Raw genomic sequence first — 23,253 nt, forward strand, 5'->3', positions numbered from 1 at the left:
ATCAACGATGAACTACACCGGAAATGAAGACCTGCGCGCCGCAATTGCGGCACTGTCCAACGACATGTGTGAGATGCACCTGCGGCTGCGCGAGCTGGTCAGCGTGTATTTCTGGAACAGCGATGTGTTAGCCGAACGCCTGGCCGGGCATATTCTGCGGGACGCGCACGATCGTTACGTCGAAATCTATCAGGCTATCAACGAACTGGATCACCATTTCAAAGATTGAACCTCAGGTATTATGCAGCCGGGCAGGGCAACCTGCCCGGATTGCCTCGCTGTAAGCCTACGGACGCCAGGGCGCATCGAACGCCCCGCGTCCGTAGAACCGCCACGCGGCACTTGCTGGCGATGCCGGCGCCGCAAAGGACGCAGGCTGGGCCTGCCTACACCTCTCTAAATCTTTTCTCTTTACGGCCTCGGCGTAGTGACGGCCTGTGCCGTCCCCAAACGCTAGTCCGGCACGGTCGGGCTGCAAGGGTACGCTTCGCCGCCTCCTCACCCGTTCGCACCCGTTACGGCGCATTCAGCCCGCAACGGGTTTGCGCTGCGGCTTGCGGTGGCGCCCCTGCCTCCCTCCCTCGGAGCCGGCCTTTCGAATGGGTACGGCACCGACCGGTGTCGCGAACCCTGAAACTCTGGAGGTAGTCCCATGCAACATGCTCATTCCGTCACGCTGCAAGTCTGTGAATCCGATCGTCTGTCGTTTCTGCCGGATCTGTTTGGCGAGGATTTTTTGCCTGCTGAAATGCAGGTGTATTCCCTCGCCGATCGCTATCTGCCGCAGTACACCGGCGGGTTTTGGCACTTCATCCGTTTGCCGGAGGGGGCGGCTATATGGCACCTGACAGCGATCGTGTGCACCTGATCAACGCTGATAACTGGTTTGACAAGACCCTCAGCGGTGACGCCGCCGGTATCGTGTTGACGGCACTGGCCATCAATCGCCGCTGTTGGTTGCATCACGATCGGGGCAATGCCGGACTGGTGAAGTTGCTTATGCAGCGGGAAGAGCAGCTTTGGCGCTATATCGAGACGCACCCGGAACGCGCCGACATCTGCCGCGCGCTGGACTGACAGGGATTCGAATACGGGCGGCTATGCCGCCCCTAATTAAAAAAGGAGGCGGAATTATGTTTGGCAGTGTGAAAGAAGTGTGTGCGGAATTATTTCGTGAGTACGAAAGCGATGAACCCATTACCGTGCTGATATGGGACGCGCACGCCGTGCGCTATTTTGCGCAGGAGTGGAACCCCAACGACGGCGATGTGCTGGCAATACTGGAAACCATAGGCTGCTCTGATATTGAGGAATATCAGCGGTACGGTATCAATCAACAATACATTCAGGATGCAATGACGAAAATCGCCGATAGTCGCAGCCGGACTCGACAGGTCGAGGTGAGCGCCAGCGCACTGGAAACCGTGTTGGAACTGGCCGCGATTACTATAGATATAGACGACCCGGAAAGTTGGGATGAAGACACATCCAGGGGACAATGTGCTATCGAGGCGTTGCGGGCAGCGTTACATCCTTAGGTTATCACCACAAAGGGCCGTCAGAGCGGCGACCTGCTTGCCCTGCGTACTTTGGCCGCGCGGAAAAACCTTGCCAGCCGCCTTCGGCGTCAGGCTACCGAAGGTGGCGGCTGCGCCGCCCTCTTTCGCTGCCTTGCGGGGGGCTGTTTAGGTGGATGGAGCAGGACGGTTTATCGTCCTGGTAGAGTGATGCTTCCTGTTTCTGCATTTTTGGTGATGGGTCTCTGTACAGGGTTGATACTGGTATTGGGCGTCCGGGCGGGCTGTCGTGCTGCGCATGGCGCCGGCACACCGTCGCCCCCTGCGGGCGTCCATCCCATGACGCAACGACACGCTTGCAGCGGCCACAGGCCGCGCCGCACAGGGCCAACCGCGGGGCGGTGAGGCCGCCACCGCTTCAGAGGCGCCGAACCGTTCGCTGTCGCGCCCGGCCGGCGAGTTGTGCCCTGTTCATTCTTTCGGGTTGCTTTAGCCGCAGTAAGTCTTCCCGCCGCAACTGATAACAGCACAACGCCTCGCTTAAACGGCAAGGGGTAAATGAACTCCGCCAAAAACTTTTCTTCCCTCCGGTCAAAAAACTTTTTGTCTCCGCCCCTTGCCGCCGCTCCTCGCCGTGCTGGATCAGTTTTATTGCGACGGCGAATACTCACAGCGGCATCAGATTTCAACCCACGGAGGATTTCAACATGGCTCAACAAAACGTCAACGGCGCGACAACGAAGCCTACAGCAGCATCAGCACAGACCAACTGTGATCTGACCGTATCACAAGTGTATGACCTGTTTTGTTTCGTGAAGGCGGTTTGTGGTCGTTCGACTGGCACCAGTGATCCTCCGGTTGTTCCTGCCGGGGCGGTGGAGGTTTACGCGGATTTTGGGGATTTCGACACCATTGCGGTCTGGGTCGTCAACGGCTGGCCAGTTGCGGCCAGTGATCAGATGACCCTGACCCACTGGAGCCTGAATTTCAGGCGATAAAAAAGCAGCGTTTCCGCTGCTTTCTCACCGTCAGTCCTGACGCCATCGGGACTGGCACAACAGCAATAACATTGAAGGAGCTATCACATGTCAACTATCGAGTCTAAAACACCGGCCACGGCCAAAGCAACCCGCACAGCCAAATCCGCGACGAAGAAAAGCGTCGTTGCTGAAAATATCGAAGCGGCGCTGGCAAAAGCCGTGCGTAAAACGGCCATGCTCGGCCAGTTGGAACTGGACGGCCTGAACGTGCGCAAGAAAAAACCTCACAGGCATCGATCGAAGGGCTGGCCGCCAGTATCCGCTCAGTCGGGCTATTGCAAAATCTGATCGTCTTCGAGATGGAGAACGGTCAGTTTGGCGTAGCCGCCGGTGAGCGGCGCACGCTGGCGTTGCGGTGGTTGATGGGGCGTGAAGACGACGCCGACAAGACTACGCCGGACGGCATCGTCAATGCGGGTTACGCGGTTGATGTATTGATCGTCAGCAAGGAGATGGCGCGCATCATTTCCCTGACGGAAAACAGCCAGCGCGAGCAGATGCACCCGGCTGATCAGGTCTTCGCTTTCCGTGAAATGTCGGCAGAAGGGCGTGCTCCGGCGCAGATTGGCGGCCTGATGGGCTTCAGCACCAAGCACGTTCAAAAATGCCTGCGGCTGGCGATGATGGCACCGGTGCTGCTCGATGCGCTGGCCGAAGACAAAATCACACTCGACCAGCTGCAAGCGCTGTCGGCAACCGAAGATCATCAACGTCAATGTGACGTGTGGGTCAACGCGCACGGCTGGGCGGCCGCGCCGCAGCACCTGCGCGAGGCCGTGCTGAAAGACGAAGTCTCGGCCAAGGACAACAGCCAACTGGCGTTCGTCGGGCGCGAAGCCTACGAGTCGGCTGGCGGCACCTTCAAATTCGATCTGTTTACTGACGAAGGTTTTTTGACCGAACCGGCGTTGCTGGAGCGTCTTACCCGCGAAAAACTGCACGCACTGGCGCAGCAGGTTGCCGGGGACGAGGGCTGGAGCTGGGCGGAAGGCCGCATTTCTGCCATTAAAACGTGGGGCGAAGATGCCGAGCTGTATCGCGAGATGGCTGAACCGGTGCCGGAGTTCTCCGACGACGAGCTGGCCGAGATCATCCGGTTGAAAGCGCGGTTTGCTGCGTTGGAAGCGGCATTTGAAGAAGCGGATGCCGATACCGATACCAACGTGATGATTGCCGAAAGCGACGCTGTGCAGGCCGATATTGAGCGGATCACCGAACAGGCGACTATCCGGTCATGGTCGCAGGCGATGCGCAGTACTGGCGGGGTAATGGTGTCTCTGCGTGGCGGGGACGTGGTTTACCAGCGCGGGATCGTGTTGCGTGCGAGCGAAGCGACAATCGCGCCTGCTGGTGATGACAACGGTGACGGGACAGCGGCCAACGAGACATCTGCAACGAAAACCAAGGAAAAAGGGCTGTCAGCGGCGTTGATCACCTGTCTGTCGGCGGAGCGCACGCTGGCGGTGATGGGGGCACTGGTCGAGAACCCGGCCGTCGCGCTGGCACTGCACACCCACACCATGACCGTGAAGGTGTTCGGTTCACGCTACGCCGGTTCGCTGCTCAAAACCGACCTGACTCCCAAACGCGCGGAACTGCTGACCAAAGCTCCGACAGCGGAAGGAAGCCGCGCCGATCGCAAGTTGGGCGAGCTGCATGCGCAGTGGGAGTCCAAATTGCCGCCGGAGTGGAATACAGATTTCACATGGTTGCTGACGTGGGAACAGACCGACGTCGTGGCGCTGCTGGCGTACTGCGTCGGCCAGTCGCTCGATGCCATCCAGTTGTGGCCTGAGAGGGATGGCAAGGTTGGCGGTGAACTGACGCCACTCGAGCATGCGCTGGATTTCAATCTGCGCGACTGGTGGCAACCGACCAAGGCCAATTACTTTGGGCGTATCAGTAAAGAGCTAATGAGCGATGCGCTGGTTGATGCCGGAAAAGTGGCGCAGGCGGCCTCGGTGCTCAAGATGAAGAAGGGCGACGCCGCGCAGCTGGCCGAGGACGAACTGAGCGCGAGCGGTTGGGTGCCTGATTGCCTGCTGCCCGCTAGCGATGAAGCTGATGCTGCTGACGATATTGCCCATCCTGATAACGTTGCTGCCTGACCGGAGGTGCCGCCCTTTGGGCGGCAATAACATCATGAAAAAATTGAACCTTGAGCAGTTGATGAGCATGAGTCCGCTCGATCTGGAGCAGTACCGCGAGCAGGGTATGGAGTACCGAGTGATGCTCAATTGTGCCGTACTGAGTCAGTTGACGGTGCCGGAAGGTTGGCGGGTCAACGCCGAAGAAGGCTGTGAATTTTGCGGACGAGTGCCGGTCGTGTGTCGTATAAGCCCGGCAGGCGATGAGGCCACGGCGGTGTATCTGTGCAGCGCGGGAGCCGATGTTCCGGGTTGGTCGATGATACTTCCCTTTGACGATGGTCAGTCTCAGGCGTGGTTGTACCTGGATGATACCTATACACCGGCGATCGTTAATCGCGTGCTGACTACGGTTGCCGTGTATTACCGGCAGGGATTCTGGCGACCGGAGAAACTGGCAGTTGCACTGCGGATGGGAGGACATTGCCTGTGATCCCGAACCATTTGGCTCTGGTGCCGTGGCACCCCTACCGGCAGGCGGTCTGGTTTGCCATTGCTCAGGTTGAGGCCCGTCGGGATACGGGCAGACGACAGGCTGTCTATGCCTATGCCAACGCCTTTTTCCGTCAACTGACCGGACGCTCCACTATTTCAGCCAAGGACATGCGTATGATCGACATTACCTACCGCCCCGGCGATCGCCACCGGACTTCCTGTTTGGAAGACTATGTTGATGCGTTGAATACATTGATCGCCAGCCGGGGCGAGCAGTGTTATTCCCCGCTGCCCGGTGATACGCGCGATACGCTGTTCCCCGAGGTCAGCCGCCGCCGTCGGCAGCGTTTTGAGCACAAACTGGCGATGAAACATATCCGACAACAACGGCAAGAAAAACAAGTGAAGTGGCATAAGCGACGCCGCTATCAGGTCAGGCTGGCACAGGCGGAGATTGAGCTGGCGTTTGTGACCCCGGGCGATCACGAGGATTGGTTAAAACGCTGGCAACAGCAGGGGATCGAAGAGTTTGATCTGAGTAACATGGTCTTTGCGTGGACGACACGTTTCCCCTGTCTGGCCGAGCTGGATCGCTACCATTGGGCTGCGATGCCGTTTTGGGAGGCTCGGTTACAGGTAAGTCAGATCAGCGCCGTGTTGCCAGGTACGGTTCGATCGGATAACCGTGCGCGTATCCCCAATCGCCTGGTGCGCCGATAAAACCGGACGTCAAGCTGCGGTGGCTTCGCCACTGCGGCTATGATGTCGCCATGCCTGATAACGTTGACCGAATGGTCACATGCATGTCCGTTGTCCATGTCGGTAGGATGTATGCTGGCGGGGTATATTCCTGCCATTTCCCTTCTCATAGAGACTTCCTCGTAAATAAATCAGGAACCTGGCCCCCTCCGGCAACTGGCCGGCGATGCCGTCCAGCCGTCAGCCCGACTGCGCTAACCGGGCGAACTGCCCGGCAAGCTTCGCCGAACCCCTATGGGTTTCGGGCCTGCCGGCTACGGTCTGAGGGCGAAGGTCACGGGCCCGCTTGCAGCCGGCTACTGCCGGCGCCGCTTATCACTGTTCGTCACCAGGGCGACGAACGTTGAAGACGCCCCGGCTTCCGCCGTGTCGGGTGTGTTCATCCTCTCCGGATATCGGTGGCTATCTCCCGTGCGACCCCTTGCGCGGAGGGCTGCTTGTAGCACCGCCGCCCGCGTGACCGCAAGGGTGAAATGCACGCCGCCAGCGGCGCCCTTGCGCTCCCCCGTTCGTCGTTGCTCCCTTGCCCTTTGCCGCGAAAGGTCCCGACGAGAGATGAATTAACCACCGGGTAGGAGAGCAGAATGAACACACAGAACGTCAACGTCAAAACCGCCGCTCAGGAGCCCTCGGAAAGATGGGGGAAAACCCTGTTCTGATGTTTTCGGGGAAATATCCGGATGCCGACAGGGTAATGAGCCAACAACTTGAATTTATGGACGAGCTGCACGGTGCTTCAGTTTCTGTCGAGGAGTTGGAGCAGGCACTTTATGAAATTTTCAAAACGATGACGGATCGTGTCGCGTTCGACGGGGTGGAGTATTTCAACCCCGACAAGCCAAAAATCGTTTATGAGGTTGCCAAGTATTGGGTTAAGGCTCAGCGCCTTGCTGGTGAATATTTTGGCACCATCGGGAACGCGGCATGGGAACACGCGCGGTATCGCCTCGCTGTCACATTGGCTATCGATAACTCGTATGTCTGATCTTAACCGTCCGGGCGGCAATAGTTCGGAGCAATCAAGTAAGGAGGTGTGTACCGGGAAACGCAAACCCGTAAATGAAAAAAGCAGCGTTTCCGCTGCTATCTCGTGCCGGTCTACCCCTAGGAAAGTTAGCCCGGCTCTCAATAATCGATTGGAGTAAAAACTATGACTATTGAAGGTTCAATCATTACATCAACCACTTTGTATGTAAAGCAGTTGGCGGCAAATAACGAATTGCCGAAAAAACAAACTCGCATCCTGCGGGACAGCCTTGCGGCCGCTGCGGTTCAGCCTGAACTGCGTGCATTGGGTCGGCATATTGCCAAATGTCAGCGTAAACGCCAGCCGGTACGTATTCCGGCCATGCGCGGCAGCGAGTTGGGGCAGGTATTACGCACGTTGGAACTGAAACGGGCCTACGCCTGATAACACTGACTGCCGTCCCTTCCGGGCGGCAGTTTTCCCGACTCAAACAGGAGACGCACATGACATTTTCAACAGTAGAGCAGTCTAGCAAGTGCCTCGGTGTGATGGCTGATATCACCGTTAACCCTTCCCAGGGTGGCGACCTCATTCCTTCAGTGTCCATTGATCGTATTATCGCGCAGCGCAACAGTGGCATTGCGCAATTTATGGACGGAATGACCCTTATCCATGCCGCAGCTAAACAGCTCTCTGCGGCTGCCAACAAGGATAATCTTTATGGATTCAGCGATGTAGTAAAACTTGCATTGGACTGGCGGGACAAGCCTGAGAAATACGGTGATGCGGTTGCCAAGCTGATTGATCAGAAAGTATGGGATCGGTTACTGAGTGATACCGGCATGTACACGCTGATGAGCAGTAAACAACGGGATGAATGGGATCGCCAACTGAACAGCAAGGATTGCCCGGAGGTCACGCTTGAAACTGTGCTGGCGACGTTCAAGCAGTTGAATTCAGACAAGGTAAATACCTTTGAACAAGGTGTGATCGACGTGTTCCGCAGCTTGTCATGGGATTATAAAACCAACAGTCCTTGCCGTCTTGGGAAAAAAATCATCGTGGAGCGCTTTCTCAGTACATGGCGCCACGGCCATTCCAGTTTCACATGGGAAGGGCAGCAACTGCTGGATGATCTGGCACGTCCGTTCTATCTGCTTGATGGGAAAACCGTACCGGACTTCAGAGCGGGAGAGGGGCAAAAATACGCTGATTTTTTCCGTACTGGCAACAAAATCAGTGAGCTGTGTGATCTTGAATATTTTACCGTCAAGGGTTTTGCCAAAGGGACGGGGCATATCGTGTTTAAGCGTCCCGATCTGGTCAATGAAATCAATGATATTGTGGCGCGCCAGTTCCCCGGCATGTTGCCACCCCGCCTGTAACAGGGGGAGTTAACGTTAGGAAGGCAGGGAACTCCCTGCCTGGAAAATATGTCCGATCACGGTACTTTCCCCCTATTGGGGACGTGTATCGACAATGTGTGGAAGACGCGGCTGAAGCAATTCATTGTCTTGAATATGGCGGTAATGTGTCATTTTGGCACATTGCTGCAATCATGCATATGAGTATGCCAACTGCCATAAATCGGCTGGGCAGAAAAAGCTGCTGTGGCTGCGCCACGGCGGATCACTGCCTTTCTTGTCTTATTCAGCCATGTCTTTTCCCCATCAGTTCAATGCTGTCGTTTGGTTTTCCCCCTTTTTTGACGCCTCTTTTTCCTTTCTTCAGGCCTTAATAAACCCACAAAGGGCTGGCGCTCCCTGCGGTGGCCGGTCGCCAGCGCCCGACCATCACCCCCACTCGACTAGCCAGCCGCACGCGGCAGACAAGTCTCACCGAACCCTTCGGTTTCGGGCCTGTCGGCTAGGGTCTGAGAGCCAACGTCAACAGCAAGCGCTCGCTGCCGGCAGAAGCCGACGCCGCTTTCACTGGTGGCGCCATAGGCTCCACCGCCAGAGACGTCCCGCCGTTCCGGCGTGCCGGATGTGTTCATTCTCACGTTTGTGTCAGTGACCATCGCCCGTTGAGTACCGGCGCAGAGGGCTGGGGGTAGCACCGTCGCCCAACGCAATACCAGGGTGACGCTACGCCGCCGCCAAAAACTTTTCCTTCCTGTGGGTCAGAAAACTTTTCGTTGTCGCCCTGGTATTGCGCCGTTCGCCGTTGCACCAGTGCCCTTTGCTGCGACGAAACTCACCGAGAGATGGACTAACCACCGACAAGAGGAAAACCAGAATGAACACACAAAACGTCAACACCGCTGCTCAAAAATCTTCCGAAAGATGTGATCTGAATGACTTTGAAACCTGCAGAGTCGGGCGTTTTGTGGTTCGTTTTTATGCACCATCAAGCGATGGCGCTATGCAAGGCAATTGCAACTACATATGCAATGCCAGCAGCGAATGGGACGCGGCCTTTAAATTTGGACAGCACTGTAATAATGCGCATTACGACATTTATTCGGTGACGGAAAAAGAATCGGTACAGGTCGTCGCTTTAAGTTCAACCAATTATCGATTTGTACCACTGAGTTCAAGATGCTGGCGCTGTCTTGATACCGGATTTGTAGTGATTGTGACAGCCGATGGCGCGATTTATGACGAGATCATGCAGCCGTTGAAGCCATACGGCACATTGACCCCAATTTTCTAAAAATCTGCGGGGCGATGGCCCCGCCACTCATCACGGAGAAAATCATATGCATTCACTTATTAATTCTCATACCTCTGAAAAAATGGAAAATAAAAATCTTGTCATTGGCCAGACTGTCAGCAGTGATTTGTATGGATATGGACGCGGCGTTATTTTTTACATTCATGGGATAGCGTCGCCAGTTAGTGCTAGTAATTTTTTAAACGATACCAAACTTTCTTGCGGGAGAGTGGGGTTTGATATTGTATTTTACTGCGGGAAAATTTGTCGGCGCTTGCCAGAAAATATTTTGCGTGATGTACAATGGAATATTGGTGATGATGTTTGTTCTCAGGCGGAAGTTGATCGCCTTGTTACTGATGCATTACAGGAAGAAAGAAGAAAAGAGCAGGAAATAAAAGAGATTAAATCTGCTTTTGATTCTGAAGTAGACAGATTAAAAAATTCTCCTGAATTTTCGCATCTTAAGATGATTGAAAAAAACAAAAAATCTACCGTTGCCGCAGTAGTCTCAGCAAACATTCGTTTGCTACTGAAACAGAGTTTCCCCGGTGTGAAATTTTCTGTCAAAAAAACAAATTATGATGCGGTTACGGTAAAATGGGAAGATGGTCCACAGAATGAAAAAGTTGAAGAGATTACGCGAAAATTTAAGAACGGCTGCTTTAACAGTATGGAAGATATTTATGAGTATAGTGAAAGCCCATTCAATACAGTTTATGGTGGTGTACATTACGTTTCAGTAGACCGACGTTACAGTGATAAACTCATCGAAAAAGCCATAACTCAGTGTCGAAAATTGTTTTCTGAAGATGTCCCTGAATGGGTTGACGTAGATTCCTATAAAAGAGGGAAACTGTTTACGATTAGTTCAGGTTTTTTTGCCACGATAACTTACAGAGTGAAATCCGTTTTGTTCTTAGATCACTTTAAGTATCAATAAGGCGGGTAAACCCGCCATTTTCATACTGCTTTCTTAGTCTCTGGCTTTACTGCGGTCTTTGTTCGTTTTTTGGCTGGAGACTTTGATGCACGAATGATGTCAGATATTGACTTTTCACTCACTGCTATACCTACAGTTTGCAATGCGGATTTTATTTCCGTTGCTGTATAACCCTTTGACGTAGATAAAGTGATAATGTTCTCTTTCAGTGAATCGAGTAACTCGGTTCTGCTGATTTTGTTCGGTGTCAAATCGGGCAAGCACTCAAGTGTTAACTTTGCTTCTTCAAGTTGTTCCTGGGTATAAAATTTGTTTCCTGCCATTCTGTCCTCGTGATTTTCATCAATGCCAACCAGACACATTAAACCATATCGGGACTGAGAGGCCAAGCCCGCCCCTCACTGACGCCTAATCAGGCGAAAAATAACTCGCTTCATGAAGGATAGACGTAGTAAAATGATGGACAGGAAATGTTTTGTCATTACCGCCTGCACGCAGTCGATAATGCAAAACACCTGGTCAGGGCTACGCCCCGACACCCCAGTTGAGTGTTAGAGGTTGAGTTATGTCGAAAAGCGAGTCGCGTCAGAAAGGGATCATCATCCAAATTCGATGCACCGAGGAAGAGGCGGACGCCATCAAAGGCAAGGCCAAGGCAGCAGGGATTAGTACCTCTGAGCTACTGCGCCGTTCCGCGCTTAACAGGAAGATCATGACCCGTACCGATACACGGTTGATGAACGAACTTCTTCGCCTGGGTGGCTTGCAAAAGCATCTCTACACTCAGATGCAGGAACAAATGACTCAAGAACTGAGTAAGCAGTTTTCGGACGTATTGGTCGAAGTGAAAAAGGCCATCATTGCATTGGATTTGAATCTCGTACCGGCAAACGAATAATGGCACCATGAACGTTATCATCCCAGAAAAAAGACGAGACGGAGGCACCAGCTTTATGAAGCTGGTCGGTTACCTGAGTCTGCGGGATGAGAAAAAGCCTGATGACGTTATCACGCCAGACAAAATCGAAAAGTCCACTTCCCGCTCCAACCAAGCCGTTTTTGATCGCCTGGTTGATTATGTTGAGCGGCGCGATGAATCCTCACCTATGCAGGTCATCGAGAGCTTTCCTGATGGGCGAGAGCAAGTCATTGTTGGTGGCGTTGAGTGCGAAACCAATTGTTTCTCACTGGAGACAGCAGCAGCGGAAATGAATATGGTTGCTGCACAAAATCGTCACTGCAAAGACCCCGTCTATCACTTCATTTTATCCTGGCAAGCGGATGAGATACCGACACCGGATCAGGTGTTCGATAGTGCGCGTCATTGCCTGGAAAAACTGGGTATGCAACACCACCAGTTTGTTACCGCTATCCACCGGGACACTGACAATATTCACTGCCATATTGCGGTTAATCGTGTAAACCCGGAAACGTACCGTGCGGCTAATTTGTGGAATGATGCCGATACGCTGCAACAGTGTTGCCGTGTCCTGGAGAAGCGTTTTGGTTTCAAACAAGACAATGGTAGCTGGGTGTGGGGTGATAACAATACATTGCAGCGCGCACCCTGGCGTTTTCAGAGTGCTCCACAAGGTGCTGCCAAGCGGGAGATCTTTTCTGATAAGGAAAGTCTGTATCATTATGCCGTTCGCCAGACACGCACCCAGATAACTGATGCCATTAAAAACAAGACGGCCAGCTGGAATTATTTTCACCTCTTGATGCATGCAAATGGTTTGGGGTTGCGTGAACAGTCGGGCGGGTTGGTTATATACGATCTGGAACGACCTGACACCATGATGGTCAAGGCATCTGATGTTCACCCTACATTGGCAAAATCCAGACTTGAACCTTATTTCGGTCCGTTTGAAGGCCCTCCTTCATTCGACTCCGGTGACCCGGAAGAGGGCGGCTATGCGATATATAACCGCTACCAACCTGAATTCCATGTACGCGATCGTGATGCCAGAAAAGAGCGTCGAGAAGAGCGTGCTGCTGCACGTGATGATCTGAAGTTGCGTTACCAACAGTATCGCGATAAATGGGTTAAGCCCGACTTGAATATGAAAGCACGCTATCAGGAACTTGCTGCACACTACCAGGCAATGAAAGGTAATGTTCGCCACAACTATCGCGATCCTCTGTTGCGTAAGTTAATGTACCGCGTGGCCGAATTCGAACGTATGAAGGCGACGGCAGAGCTGCGTATTCAGATCCGCGAAGAGCGTAAGACCTTGTTTGAGTCTGGTCAATATCGCCCGTTGCCTTACCGTTCCTGGGTCGAACGTGAAGCCCTTACCGGTGATGTTGCCGCAGTCAGCCAGCTGCGCGGATGGGCTTACCGTGGGAAAAGAAAAACCAGGGCTTCTGCTCCGAATAAACATAAAGACAGTGTATTGGTGTTTGGCGCTGCTGATGATTCACCCGCGCTGGAGCGTCCTACCCATGCTACCCGTCTACATCGGAACGGCACGATTGAATATCTGCGAGATGGGGTTGTCGGTGTAGTAGATCGTGGCGACCAAGTTGAGATTAAACCCGGGTTTGAGGATTACGACGATACGGCGAATTACCACCTGGCCGCAGAGATTGCTGGTGCCAAAAGTGGTGAGCGTGTGGAGATTGTGGGTGATGACGATTTCGTTGACCGCGTGCTGATCGAAGGATGCCGCCTGAATTACCAGCAGGAAAAAGAGGTGTTCCGGCCAACAGATAGTTGGCAGCGTGGTCGCTCTGAGGTTCTGGAGCATCGCCATGTTCGACCAGAGATGGGTTATGACGACCCTGCAGCATCACAACAAGCTGATGATCGCGAGGATGATGCTCCAACAATGGATTCGTATTGGGGACCACGCCCTTAAACAGAGCTTCAACAGGCAGTAAATGGAAAGTAAAGAGAGATAATTAATGTAAATCATTGCGTTAGGCGCTGATTGCACAGGGTTGAAGGCCTGTACAACCAGCTAACCACAACAACCTATACTGGAGGCTGCTATGGCTGCCATCGATCCTAGCCAATTTAAGGCATTACACAAGTATTTTCCGGCTTTAACCCTCACTCAATTGGCCACCGCTTACATGTACTCGACAGGAATTCCTGTGGGAACCATCGCACAGCTTCGAGATGTATCGGAGGACACTGTCAAAGACTCACTCAAAGCGGCGTGTAACCGAATGCAGTTAACGTCGATATCCACAATGGGAACAGCGATTCAACTCAAGTTAAATCTTGAGTTATTAATCGCCATTGACTCAATTCAGTTAAACTAAATTCATAAATCACAGCAGTAAGTTTATGTCAACCCCCTTTTAAAGGGGGTTTCGCTTTTTAGGAGAAAGGATTACTCTCGCCATAATTATTTAGAAGAAGTAGGAAATTATAATAAATGACAGATAAGTCACAGTGGAAATCAGCCCAGACTGTTATTGAAATGACTCCTGATGTTAATCGGCTACTGACTCAGGCCGCAAAGCGGTCTGGTCGCAGCAAGGTTAAAGAGGCATCAATACGGTTGACTGACCATCTAAAAACAGTGACTGATATTGCAGTGCCTGGTCGCCGTTTTCTTTCCGATGAATCCAAGTAGCATTATATAGAGATCCAACACCAGGGAACTCTATTCTTAGTTTGTTTAAGTAATAATAAAAAAATATTGCGTTAATTCGTAGGGTTTTCTTTTACCTGGAATCTAGCGATTTTTGGGTATTAGCCCGTGAGTTATTTCCACGAAACTAATAATTCACCCGTTGGGGTGGGGTGCCTGTGGCCTTATTTATACGGGGTGGTGTCCGCTATTTAACAATTTTGGAAAGTCGGACAGCATTCTGTAACTGTGTAGACCCTTATGCAAAAATGCAATGTATCTATAGGTACGATCTGCCTCTAGAGAAGATTAGCACCACCCGCGAGGGACTGGGCGCGAACAGGCAACACTGGCAGAGCAGGGATGCTGACGCAAAAGAGATTTGTGCAAGTCCATTCGAACGAGTGGGCTTGCCCGAACTGTTGTTGATATTCAGATAAGGAGATGTTGATGGCAAAAGGAAAATTAAACGCACCGAAAAAGTATATATGTAATTTTTCCGAGCTATTGACACTTGTTGAACCTGATATAAATAAAGTAAATAGAAAGCGTAAGCGAGTAAGGCGCGATAAATTATTTTATTTAGGTGAAACAAAAGTGCAGGTAAAGAAAAAGCACAGACCGTCATCCCCAGAAATAAAATCCTCCCCCAAAATTTCCCGCTCTAGACCCTGTGAACGCGCAGTCGCGTGTTCAGACATTCTTTGTCGCAAGGCTGCCGAGTGATAGCCCCTTTCATTGTTATTCAGCTTGTCGTCTGACTTTTTCACCTATCTATCCCACTGCGTAATTGAGGTGACTCTATTGAAAATATTCCTCCCCGTTGCCCTGGCGCCGGTGGTGTTAAGTGGGTGTGCTATCAGCACCCCCGTACCGCCGCGCGTTCCGGCACAAGAATTTGTGACATCGTTGATCCAGGAGCAAATACCGATTATCCAGCGGGCTCAAGCGGATCTGGCTCAGGTTAGCAGAATTCGTTTGAAACCTGCTCCGGCCGCTCGTGAGTCAATGCCAGCTGCTGCTACACCGTCGCATCGCCTGCCAGATACCATTCAGCCCAAGGCGTTGGCAGGCCAGCCAGTGCCTACTTTGCAGGCCATCCGCTATCTCGGAATCCGCCCGGCCAGTTTGGCGCTTGCAAGAGCGGGAAAGGCTACGACACTTCGACAAGCTATGCGTCAGATTACTCCCGCTGGATGGCAAGTTTCTTTCTCTCAAGAACTTAAACCTGATGCACGTATATCGCTGCAATGGCGTGGTAACGATCAGTGGCCGTTTGTACTGGATGAAGTGCTGCAGCAGCAGGGTAAGGTGGCGTTGATTGATTGGCAGGCACAACGGATTTCCGTTGCGGCCAAGTCTGCTGAGTTTACTCCGGGGGCTGTGACCGTCCAGCCGCCAAACAAAATTGCGGTATCAACATCCACGGCTTCAGTTATCACCGATAAGCAGGGTGCTGTGAGTTCTGGTCGTAATCCATTTGGTGGCAAAAAATCGGTACAAGTCCCAGCAGCGGTTAAAACCACAGCATCGGTGACGTTACCTAAGACGATTATTAAGCCGAAAGTCTGGCGGATTGAGGCGGGTAGCACGCTGAAAGATACCCTGTTCAGTTGGGCCGCCGCTGAGAAGTGTTCTACTCCAGACGTGTCCAATTGGACTGTCGCCTGGCTGACATCAGCAAATTACCGTATCGATGCACCGCTCCAGTTTGAAGGGAGTTTCCGCGATGCGTTGAATAGCCTGTTCACTCTATACGGTACGGCGAAGGTGCCATTGTATGCCGGCGTTCGCCATGCTCAGTGTGTCATTTCCGTGGACGACAAGGAAATCCACTGATGGCCAGTCAGTAGGTTCCATACCCCTCTGTCCAAGAGGTTGCATTCGCAGCCTTAATTTCTGGAGGTACGAATGAGTTATCGCGGCAAAGTGAACATCGGCGTGATAGTCCTGTGCGCTGTGTTCTGGATTCTGATTTGGGGAGTTATGCGATGATTTACTGGTTGCTCTCGGTATTTCTGGGGCTCCTGGTATGGGTCAACATATCACCCCATGACCAAACAGGTGCGCAAATGCAGGATAGCACGCTGAGCCAACGCGCTATTCAAACTGTTCGTTATATCAATAACATCAATGACTGGCGCTATAACAACCCTTCGCAAAAAGACGGTGTGATCCCCGACAGCGCCTTCGGCTGGTCATCCCTACCTGAATTACACAATGTGCTGCAGGCTGACCGTGTGTATGTCTACCAACCGGATCAACCAGGGCTGATGGCCGCGTTGTTGGCACAGAGCCGGCATTCAGCTCTGGTTGGAAAAGTCGTCGGAAGACGTCTGATCGACAGCTTTGGCAATGACATGCAAGTTGATGTACCGGGCAGCATTGCTGACGGCAGCCTGGTGTACCTCAACTAATCTCTCCTCACCGTAAGGTTAAAAATGAAAAAACACCTCCCCTAACCGGGTTGGCGGCGACATTGTTGCTGCTTTCCGGCTGTGCGCCGCTTGAGCGCATCGACAAGATCGACAACACGGTCTCACAAGACGAAAAACAGGCAGATAAGCATATGAATGCCCTTAAAAAGGGTTCTGTGGTACGTGATCTGACCTCTCAATGGATCAACCCTTATCCGTTAAATACTCAGCCAGGCGGCAATAGCTTACTGCCTCCTTGTGCTGTGGCCATCAATCGACCAGGGAGTATCACGCTGGCGGAAGTCAGCGCCTTTATCAGTAAACGTTGCCGGTTGCCGGTGGTGGTGACGCCCGATGCGCAGGCCATATTGGCGCCGACAGGTGGCAAAACGGAGCAACTCAGTGGCCCCGTTCCCGCACCAGATCCTAATGGGATGGTGCCTTTGGCCGCCTTGGGTGGTTCACCTGTCCGAGCTGCACCGACGGTTACCGGTGGTACTGCACTCAGGGGCGTGTTCTGGCAGGGGGAATTGGGCGGGTTACTCGACAATGTCACCACGCGTCTGGGATTGTCATGGCGTTATGAGCAAGGCCGGATCGCCATTTTCTATCTCGACACCCGGACGTTTCCGGTCATGTTTATGGACAGCAAGGCGAGTTTTGGCTCCAAAACCGTGAGCGGCACCACCTCATCGATGGGGGCTACGGGCGACAGCAGCGGCGGAGGGCTCAGTGGCGACTCCAATACCTCGCAGGCGACCGAAATGGAAATCAAGTCGAGTCTGTACGAGGACGTCACCAATACCATCAAGTCGATGTTGACGCCGGGCACCGGCCGCATGAATTTGTCCGCCGGTGTACTGACGGTTACGGATACGCCGCGCGTGCTTGAGCAGATCGGCCGCTATCTGGATGACCGTAATAAAGAACTTAACCGGCAGGTGGTGCTCAACGTCCAGGTCTACAGCGTTGAGAAGCGTACGCAGGATCAGTATGGCATTGACTGGAACGCCGTATTCAACAGTGGCAGCGTCGGGTTGTCTTTGACCAATGCGTTCACCGGGGCTTCGTCCGATGCTCTGAATGGCGGTATTTCCATACTGGATGGTAAAGGGGCTGGCACGAAAGCCTTTATCAAAGCCTTGTCCGAGCAGGCGAACGTCAGCGTGATGACTGAAGCCTCGAGTATGACGACTAACCTGTCAGCGGTGCCGATCCAAGTTGCTCTGCAACAGGACTATGCCTCCAACGTGACTACGGAGAACACGGCGAACGTCGGCTCATCGAGCAGCATCACCAAGTCGACCATTACCACTGGCTTCAACATGACAGTGCTGCCGTTCTTGATGCCCCAGTCGCCAAAAATGCAGCTGCAATTTGCGATCAATATGTCGGATGACCCGACCATGCGTACGTTCACCAGTGACAACACCTCGGTTGAGCTGATGAAGACCCGCCTTAAGACCTTTACCCAGCGCGTCATTATGCAGTCTGGGCAGACATTAGTGCTAAGTGGTTATCAGTCTCTTAATAACACCGCAAACCGCCAGGGCGTTGGTAGTTTCCGTTTCTTTGGACTCGGCGGTGGCGCCAACGGTGAAAACAACAAAACCATGCTGGTCATTCTTATCACTCCGGTCATTTTGGGATAAGCCATGAAACAACAGACTACCTATACGCTGCAGAATGGGAGTGCCTGGCTGGTTGCCGGATTGCACTGGCAGTATCTGCCGCTACGTGGGCGCCGCGGCATGCGCTTACGTGCTAAAGAAGCGAATGCCACGCACTGGGCAGCGTTACCTACCGGTGATGGTCAGGCGCAAGGAACCTTGCTGGGAACCGTCACCCTTACGGACAAAACACGTCGAAAAGGCGGGCGACATACACTGGCATCAATGGCGTTAGCTGTCCTGCCAGCATTACCGGAGGCCTGTTACGGTGTTTTCCCGTTACCGGATGGCCAATACTGGTTTGTGGCTGTCAGCGACGGCATGTTGTCACCGTTCGGCGATATTGTTGGTGATGACGAGGCCATACGAATAGCTGTGTCCAATTTTCTGCAAATCACCTCTGCGCCGGCGGTGGGTTGGACAATATATGCCCCAAACGGCTTCTTTCCCGATAAAGACACTGAAGATAAAGCGCTGTCGACACTGTTCGACAGCAAAGTCGGCCTACGCCGTGCCCGCCTGAGCAAAACTCATAATCCGCAGATGCTGTGGCTGTGGGGGATTGCGGTGGTGGCGATGGGCGCAGGGTATACCGGCTATTCGACATGGCAGGCGCATCAGGAAGAGGCGCGTATTGCCGCTGCTCAGGCGGCACTGATGGCCAGGCAACAATTGGAGCAACAGGCTCCGGCCGACAACCTGAAACCCTGGGCAACGCAACCGCGATTCCCGCCGATGCTCAGCGCCTGCAGTAGCGTGTGGAAAGACGCGCAGATCTCTATTGCCGGCTGGGTATTCAATACGGCGACGTGTGATGCTCACGGCAAGATCACGCTGCACTACACCTTGCCGAATGGGGGCACCGTTGGGGACTTTGCCTTGCGGTTGCCCGTTCTCTATGGCTCAGATATTCAACCGGTGTTTAATATTCCCGGCAGCGCGGATGATGCTTCCTTTGCGTTACCGGTGCCGCTTTCTCCGCCTGAACACCCCGAAGCACTGCTCCCGGGCACCCAGCAAATCCAGCATCTGACAAGCTACGCCCAACGCATCAATGCCCGTTTGCGCCTTAGCGAAATGGACGCGAGCACCCAGTTAGCGCAGGGCGACGTACAAAACCTGCCGTGGCGCACCTACAGCTTTACGTTCATTACCGACATTCCACCCGATCGGTTGTTTGCGCCAACGCGCTTCAACAGCAGCGGGATACGGGCGTCCAGTATCACGACGACGCTCAAGAACAACCGTCTGGAATACACCATTGAGGGACTTCTGTATGCCAACCGTTAAATCCTGGGTAGCACCCTGGGCGCTGTGCCTGGTGCTGACCGCACCCGGTGTATTCGCCGCACCTGTCGCTGACATACCTGCGGCGCCACTTGCGACACCTTTGGCTGAAAAGTCGGTGAAGCCGCCAACATCAGCAGATATTCCCCTGCCAACCACGTTCACCCGCACAGAGGCTGGGCGGGCGTTAAATCTGGGCCAACTGGAAGCCATACAGGCTGAGACTGTGCTGTATGAAGCTCAGCTTGCCAGGGCAAAGGCATTGAATGAGCTGCAAAAGAACGGCTACGACCGTGCCCTGGGGCAGCCTTTCAATCCGGCACCGCCTTCTCAGGACAATAAGACTGAGGTCAAGGGGGCAACTCAAGATGCTGTTCCGCCACAAATCGTGGAGATCACCGGTACCGGCAAGGGTTTTACGGCCGTGCTGGCTCTCAGCAACGGCAATCAGGTCACGGTGCGGTCAGGGAACCGCATTCCGGGTACGGAATACGTCGTTAAACGGATCAATCTCAATGAGGTCGTTGTCGCCGGGAAGAACCAAACGCTGGTGTCTCTTTCCTTTGCGGGGTAACCGATATGTATGAGAAACGTGGTTCAACCTATATCCATTTAGATCTGGCCAATACTGACGCCCCGACGCTGTATGTGTCTGACGCGCACAATAACAGTCTGGCCGTCACGTCAGAGATTGCCGGTGCGTATAAGAAATACCCCAGGCTGCAGGTTAAGCGGGTTCAGCTCGACAAGCTGAAAGAATTGCAGCAAAGCCAGGTAACCGATAACCCCGAGGCTAACGATTATTCCGCTCAACAGGCGAAAATCATCGGTTTTTTTCGGGAGGCCAAGAAGAAAGGTGCCAGTGATATTCATCTGTTGATCGGGATGAATAATGTGACTGTGGTGCAATTTCGTGTGCACGGCGACCTCGAAACGGTGACTCAGTTGGACCGGGCCGAAGGAATGACGTTGGCGTCGACGATTGTGATGTCCATGTGCGATGTGGCCGAGAAGAGTTTTAATCCCAATCGTGCCCAAGATGGGCGGGTGCGCAAAGAGTTCCTGCAGGGCCTTAAACTTTTCGGCGCACGCTATGCGCACACGCCGGCAGAATTTGGGTTGTATGTGGTGATGCGTATATTGCCAGATGAAGGAAAGGCCCCGCCCACGTTGGACGAGCTGGGTTTTCTACAGGAACAGCAGGCGCTCATTCGGCGCATGCTGGCACGCCCTGAGGGCGTCATTATCCTCTCCGGGCCGACCGGTTCAGGGAAAAGTACCTCCTTGCGCACGTTCAGCGAAATGTACCTGTCGTTTACCGGTCATCGCAAACGCCTGATGACGCTTGAAGATCCGCCTGAGGGGCTGATTCTGGGGGCGGTACAGACCCCCATCATTGCTGATAAAAACGATCCGGATGCCGTTAGCCGCGCCTGGGTTCGCTCTATTTCTGCAGCTTTACGGTTAGACCCCGACGCCATGGTCGTCGGCGAAATTCGTGATGCCAACTCGGTTAAATCTGCATTGACGGCGGCCAAGTCCGGCCACCTGGTGGAAACCACACTGCATGCCAATGACGCTGTCGGCATTCTTGACCGCCTGACAGACACATTGGGCATCCCTATGGGGCAGGTTGCCGATCCTCAAGTCATGATCGGGTTAATCGCTCAACGATTGGTGCAACTGCTGTGTCCACACTGCAAGAAAAGCTGGAGTGACGTCAGTGACGACCTGGAAGAAGAGAAAAAGCGTTACTTGAGCGCTTTTGCCGCGTGGATACATTGGCTTTTCGCCATCCTGAGGGATGTGAGCACTGTTACAAGGGCGTTACCGGTCGGCGTGTTATTGCCGAAGTTATCCGCCCTGATGCCCGGTTTATGGAACTATTTCGCCATGAGGGCAAGCTGGCCGCGCGCAGTTATTGGGTGAACGTGCTGGGCGGCATTACTCGCGGTCAGCACCTGTTGCGTTATCTCAATGCCGGGCTGGTCGACCCAGTCGATGCTGATTACATCAGTCCGCTAGATGAAGACAGTCTGACCTTGCTACCCCCGGAGGGCACATCATGATTTCCCGCTGGCGCGAACGTCTGACGGCATTGTGGGGCAAAGTGCCGTCATCGGAAAAAATGAATGAAGGGTTAGGCCGCTGGTTGGCGCAAAAGACCTTCTCCACGGCCGACCGTCTGACGCTCTACGAGGACTTGGCTTTTCTGCTCGACAATAACCTTAAAGTCGAAAAAGCCATCAATTCGATGATAGGAAGCTACGGGAACAAACGTCCCCCGGTGGTCTATTGCCTGGAAGATATGCTCAGTGCGCTGCGTCAGGGAAAATCAGTCGATCAGGGGTTGGCGCCCTGGATACCCCGACAGGAAGCCGCCATCCTCAGTTCCGGTGTTCAGGACGGTAACCTGGCTGCCGCCTTATATCGGGCGATCACCGTGGTTCAGGGAATGTCGGATATGAAATCAGCGCTGGTTTCCACACTGGCTTACCCGATGCTGCTGATGGCAACCACATTCGCCATGATGAAGATGGTGACCGTCTACTTTCTTCCTCGCCTGGAGTCATTATCTTCCCGAGACAACTGGACTGGGGGGCTGTGGTGGCTCAGCGCCATCTCAGAGTTCTTTGTCAATCATGCAATTATTCTCAGTGGGCTGGTGATCCTGTTGATTGGGTTCGTTATCTGGTCGATGCCAAATCTGATTGGGAAAATACGACAGCATGTTTTGGACCGTTTATTGCCCTGGAGCGTGTATCGCGACGTGCTTGGCGTGGGCTTCCTGCTGAATTTCAGTGCCCTGATGCGTGCACAGGTGAAGACGGAAGACGCCATCGAGATGTTGAGTCGCTATGCGCCGCCCTGGTTGTATGAACGATTGGCCGCAACCCAGCGTCAGGTTAGGCAAGGTGACCACCTGGGGTTGGCATTACGCAATGCTGGCTACGGATTTCCCTCCCCACGCGCTATCGACAAACTGGTCCTGCTGACTGATGGCGATAACGCTGAAATGATTATTGAAAATTTTGCACGGGCCTGGCTTGTGCAAACCGTAGCCCGGATCAAGCGGACGGCGTCTTTGCTTTCTTACATCGCATTGGGCACCAACGCTGGCTACATGATCCTGATCCTCCTGGCCACACAAAACCTCAACGACCTCGTGGGCACACGTTAAGCCACCCACTCTCCACAAACCTAAAGGAAATAGTAATGGAACTGACACAAACTCCTCGCTCGATTATCAACCGTGGGGTTATCACCCTGCTTGAAGCAGCCATTTATTTTGTTCTTGTCCTCGTTGTATTAGCTATCGCTATTACCCAGGGGGCGGCTTGTTTAACCGTAACGATGCCAGCACGGAGTACAATAATGCGGCGGAACTGTTGACCAATACCCGCACTATGTTGAAAACATCTGGTATCTATAATTTTGCTGCTGCAGATGCCATGACCGGTGCGCTGATTCAGTTTGGCGGTGCGCCGGCCAACATGACCGTTGTCGGCACCAAGTCCTCCGGCAGCGCCAAGCTTCAAAACTTGTGGGGTGGGGCTGTCACCGTGCAACCCGTTGCGACTGCCGGCGGCCAGAAGTCCTCCTTCTCACTGACCTACGCGGCGGTTCCACAGGAAGCGTGCATTACTCTTGCGACCAAGCTGAGTGCGGCGCCGAGTGTTGTGACCACCATGGTTAACGGTACGTCGACTAATGGTGCAATCGCGGCGAGCGCCGTTGGTGCGCAGTGCACTGCAGATAAAGGCTCCGTTGGTCAAAATACCCTCACTTTCACCAGCAACACCTGATGCCCATCCCGCCGGTAACGTTCTGT

General features: G+C 53.4%; 28 protein-coding genes and 1 pseudogene. 27 read left to right on the top strand and 2 right to left on the bottom strand.

All coding sequences use genetic code 11. From position 1 onward, the window contains the following. Positions 1 to 7 precede the first annotated feature (7 nt). The 11 genes and pseudogenes from ACQ86O_RS27890 to ACQ86O_RS27940 all read left to right on the top strand — a co-directional run bounded on the left by ACQ86O_RS27890 (position 8) and on the right by ACQ86O_RS27940 (position 8,250). A complete protein-coding gene (locus ACQ86O_RS27890) occupies positions 8 to 229 on the top strand; it encodes a hypothetical protein (RefSeq protein ID WP_241390713.1) in 222 nt (73 codons plus the stop codon). Positions 230 to 652: 423 nt separating this feature from the next. Next, positions 653 to 1,077: pseudogene (locus ACQ86O_RS27895) on the top strand (antirestriction protein). 56 nt (positions 1,078 to 1,133) lie between these two features. Beyond that, complete coding sequence (locus tag ACQ86O_RS27900; RefSeq protein WP_431225893.1) at positions 1,134 to 1,538, top strand: DUF1380 family protein; 405 nt, start codon at positions 1,134 to 1,136, stop codon at positions 1,536 to 1,538. A 686-nt stretch (positions 1,539 to 2,224) separates the two neighbouring features. Continuing rightward, the gene (locus ACQ86O_RS27905; protein WP_431225894.1) at positions 2,225 to 2,515 is read left to right on the top strand and encodes a ribulokinase; all 291 of its coding nucleotides are present in this window, start codon (positions 2,225 to 2,227) and stop codon (positions 2,513 to 2,515) included. 87 nt (positions 2,516 to 2,602) lie between these two features. Further along, complete coding sequence (locus tag ACQ86O_RS27910; protein WP_431225895.1) at positions 2,603 to 2,845, top strand: hypothetical protein; 243 nt, start codon at positions 2,603 to 2,605, stop codon at positions 2,843 to 2,845. Beyond that, a complete protein-coding gene (locus tag ACQ86O_RS27915) occupies positions 2,815 to 4,665 on the top strand; it encodes a ParB/RepB/Spo0J family partition protein (protein ID WP_431225981.1) in 1,851 nt (616 codons plus the stop codon). Before ACQ86O_RS27910 ends, ACQ86O_RS27915 begins: the two co-directional genes overlap by 31 nt. A 34-nt stretch (positions 4,666 to 4,699) precedes the next feature. Next, positions 4,700 to 5,137 (top strand): conjugation system SOS inhibitor PsiB, encoded by a 438-nt coding sequence (psiB, locus tag ACQ86O_RS27920; protein ID WP_048795550.1) that lies wholly within the window; start codon positions 4,700 to 4,702, stop codon positions 5,135 to 5,137. Continuing rightward, positions 5,134 to 5,859: a plasmid SOS inhibition protein A gene (locus ACQ86O_RS27925; protein WP_261115640.1), complete on the top strand. Its 726-nt coding sequence runs from the start codon at positions 5,134 to 5,136 to the stop codon at positions 5,857 to 5,859. Before psiB ends, ACQ86O_RS27925 begins: the two co-directional genes overlap by 4 nt. A gap of 676 nt (positions 5,860 to 6,535) precedes the next feature. Beyond that, on the top strand, positions 6,536 to 6,883 hold the full coding sequence (locus tag ACQ86O_RS27930) for a dehydrogenase (RefSeq protein WP_431225896.1): 348 nt from the start codon (positions 6,536 to 6,538) through the stop codon (positions 6,881 to 6,883). A 165-nt stretch (positions 6,884 to 7,048) separates the two neighbouring features. After that, a complete protein-coding gene (locus tag ACQ86O_RS27935; RefSeq protein ID WP_431225897.1) occupies positions 7,049 to 7,309 on the top strand; it encodes a hypothetical protein in 261 nt (86 codons plus the stop codon). Between the two features lie 59 nt (positions 7,310 to 7,368). After that, a complete protein-coding gene (locus tag ACQ86O_RS27940) occupies positions 7,369 to 8,250 on the top strand; it encodes a DUF4942 domain-containing protein (RefSeq protein ID WP_431225898.1) in 882 nt (293 codons plus the stop codon). A 422-nt stretch (positions 8,251 to 8,672) separates the two neighbouring features. On the opposite strand, the gene ACQ86O_RS27945 is transcribed toward ACQ86O_RS27940, so the two are convergent. Further along, positions 8,673 to 8,867, bottom strand: a complete 195-nt coding sequence (locus tag ACQ86O_RS27945) for a hypothetical protein (protein ID WP_431225899.1) — start codon at positions 8,865 to 8,867, stop codon at positions 8,673 to 8,675. Between the two features lie 236 nt (positions 8,868 to 9,103). Between ACQ86O_RS27945 and ACQ86O_RS27950 the strand changes: the two genes are divergently transcribed. After that, positions 9,104 to 9,520, top strand: a complete 417-nt coding sequence (locus ACQ86O_RS27950) for a protein TraE (protein WP_431225900.1) — start codon at positions 9,104 to 9,106, stop codon at positions 9,518 to 9,520. Between the two features lie 46 nt (positions 9,521 to 9,566). Continuing rightward, the gene (locus tag ACQ86O_RS27955; RefSeq protein ID WP_431225901.1) at positions 9,567 to 10,463 is read left to right on the top strand and encodes an LPD29 domain-containing protein; all 897 of its coding nucleotides are present in this window, start codon (positions 9,567 to 9,569) and stop codon (positions 10,461 to 10,463) included. A gap of 20 nt (positions 10,464 to 10,483) precedes the next feature. On the opposite strand, the gene ACQ86O_RS27960 is transcribed toward ACQ86O_RS27955, so the two are convergent. After that, positions 10,484 to 10,786, bottom strand: coding sequence for a molybdopterin-guanine dinucleotide biosynthesis protein MobC (locus ACQ86O_RS27960; RefSeq protein ID WP_431225902.1), 303 nt, complete (start codon positions 10,784 to 10,786; stop codon positions 10,484 to 10,486). Positions 10,787 to 11,028: 242 nt separating this feature from the next. Between ACQ86O_RS27960 and mobA the strand changes: the two genes are divergently transcribed. From mobA to ACQ86O_RS28030, 14 genes are all read left to right on the top strand, one after another. Continuing rightward, a complete protein-coding gene (gene mobA, locus ACQ86O_RS27965) occupies positions 11,029 to 11,361 on the top strand; it encodes a plasmid mobilization protein MobA (RefSeq protein WP_261115682.1) in 333 nt (110 codons plus the stop codon). 7 nt (positions 11,362 to 11,368) lie between these two features. Then, positions 11,369 to 13,324: a TraI/MobA(P) family conjugative relaxase gene (gene traI, locus ACQ86O_RS27970; protein WP_431225903.1), complete on the top strand. Its 1,956-nt coding sequence runs from the start codon at positions 11,369 to 11,371 to the stop codon at positions 13,322 to 13,324. Between the two features lie 133 nt (positions 13,325 to 13,457). Then, on the top strand, positions 13,458 to 13,733 hold the full coding sequence (locus ACQ86O_RS27975) for a hypothetical protein (protein WP_161739308.1): 276 nt from the start codon (positions 13,458 to 13,460) through the stop codon (positions 13,731 to 13,733). A 161-nt stretch (positions 13,734 to 13,894) separates the two neighbouring features. Next, positions 13,895 to 14,050, top strand: a complete 156-nt coding sequence (locus tag ACQ86O_RS27980; RefSeq protein ID WP_242501608.1) for a TraY domain-containing protein — start codon at positions 13,895 to 13,897, stop codon at positions 14,048 to 14,050. A 447-nt stretch (positions 14,051 to 14,497) separates the two neighbouring features. Continuing rightward, the gene (locus ACQ86O_RS27985; RefSeq protein WP_241392306.1) at positions 14,498 to 14,773 is read left to right on the top strand and encodes a hypothetical protein; all 276 of its coding nucleotides are present in this window, start codon (positions 14,498 to 14,500) and stop codon (positions 14,771 to 14,773) included. Positions 14,774 to 14,851: 78 nt separating this feature from the next. After that, positions 14,852 to 15,886, top strand: coding sequence for a toxin co-regulated pilus biosynthesis Q family protein (locus ACQ86O_RS27990; protein WP_431225904.1), 1,035 nt, complete (start codon positions 14,852 to 14,854; stop codon positions 15,884 to 15,886). A 152-nt stretch (positions 15,887 to 16,038) separates the two neighbouring features. Next, positions 16,039 to 16,464 (top strand): type IV pilus biogenesis protein PilM, encoded by a 426-nt coding sequence (gene pilM, locus ACQ86O_RS27995; RefSeq protein ID WP_431225905.1) that lies wholly within the window; start codon positions 16,039 to 16,041, stop codon positions 16,462 to 16,464. Positions 16,465 to 16,526: 62 nt separating this feature from the next. Then, positions 16,527 to 18,116 carry a PilN family type IVB pilus formation outer membrane protein gene (locus ACQ86O_RS28000; RefSeq protein WP_431225906.1) on the top strand — a complete coding sequence of 530 codons (1,590 nt, stop codon included), beginning with the start codon at positions 16,527 to 16,529 and terminating at the stop codon, positions 18,114 to 18,116. Positions 18,117 to 18,119: 3 nt separating this feature from the next. After that, the gene (gene pilO2 / locus ACQ86O_RS28005; RefSeq protein ID WP_431225907.1) at positions 18,120 to 19,424 is read left to right on the top strand and encodes a type 4b pilus protein PilO2; all 1,305 of its coding nucleotides are present in this window, start codon (positions 18,120 to 18,122) and stop codon (positions 19,422 to 19,424) included. Further along, a complete protein-coding gene (gene pilP, locus ACQ86O_RS28010) occupies positions 19,411 to 19,995 on the top strand; it encodes a type IV pilus biogenesis protein PilP (protein ID WP_431225908.1) in 585 nt (194 codons plus the stop codon). Before pilO2 ends, pilP begins: the two co-directional genes overlap by 14 nt. 5 nt (positions 19,996 to 20,000) lie before the next feature. After that, positions 20,001 to 21,350 carry a GspE/PulE family protein gene (locus ACQ86O_RS28015; RefSeq protein WP_431225909.1) on the top strand — a complete coding sequence of 450 codons (1,350 nt, stop codon included), beginning with the start codon at positions 20,001 to 20,003 and terminating at the stop codon, positions 21,348 to 21,350. After that, positions 21,299 to 21,490, top strand: coding sequence for a hypothetical protein (locus ACQ86O_RS28020; protein ID WP_431225910.1), 192 nt, complete (start codon positions 21,299 to 21,301; stop codon positions 21,488 to 21,490). Before ACQ86O_RS28015 ends, ACQ86O_RS28020 begins: the two co-directional genes overlap by 52 nt. Then, complete coding sequence (locus tag ACQ86O_RS28025) at positions 21,487 to 22,602, top strand: type II secretion system F family protein (RefSeq protein ID WP_241389736.1); 1,116 nt, start codon at positions 21,487 to 21,489, stop codon at positions 22,600 to 22,602. Before ACQ86O_RS28020 ends, ACQ86O_RS28025 begins: the two co-directional genes overlap by 4 nt. A 157-nt stretch (positions 22,603 to 22,759) precedes the next feature. Further along, on the top strand, positions 22,760 to 23,227 hold the full coding sequence (locus ACQ86O_RS28030; protein WP_431225911.1) for a type 4 pilus major pilin: 468 nt from the start codon (positions 22,760 to 22,762) through the stop codon (positions 23,225 to 23,227). Positions 23,228 to 23,253: the final 26 nt, after the last annotated feature.

The sequence above is a fragment of the Serratia sp. L9 genome, assembly GCF_050632285.1.
In the GTDB taxonomy this organism is placed as follows: Bacteria; Pseudomonadota; Gammaproteobacteria; order Enterobacterales; family Enterobacteriaceae; genus Chania.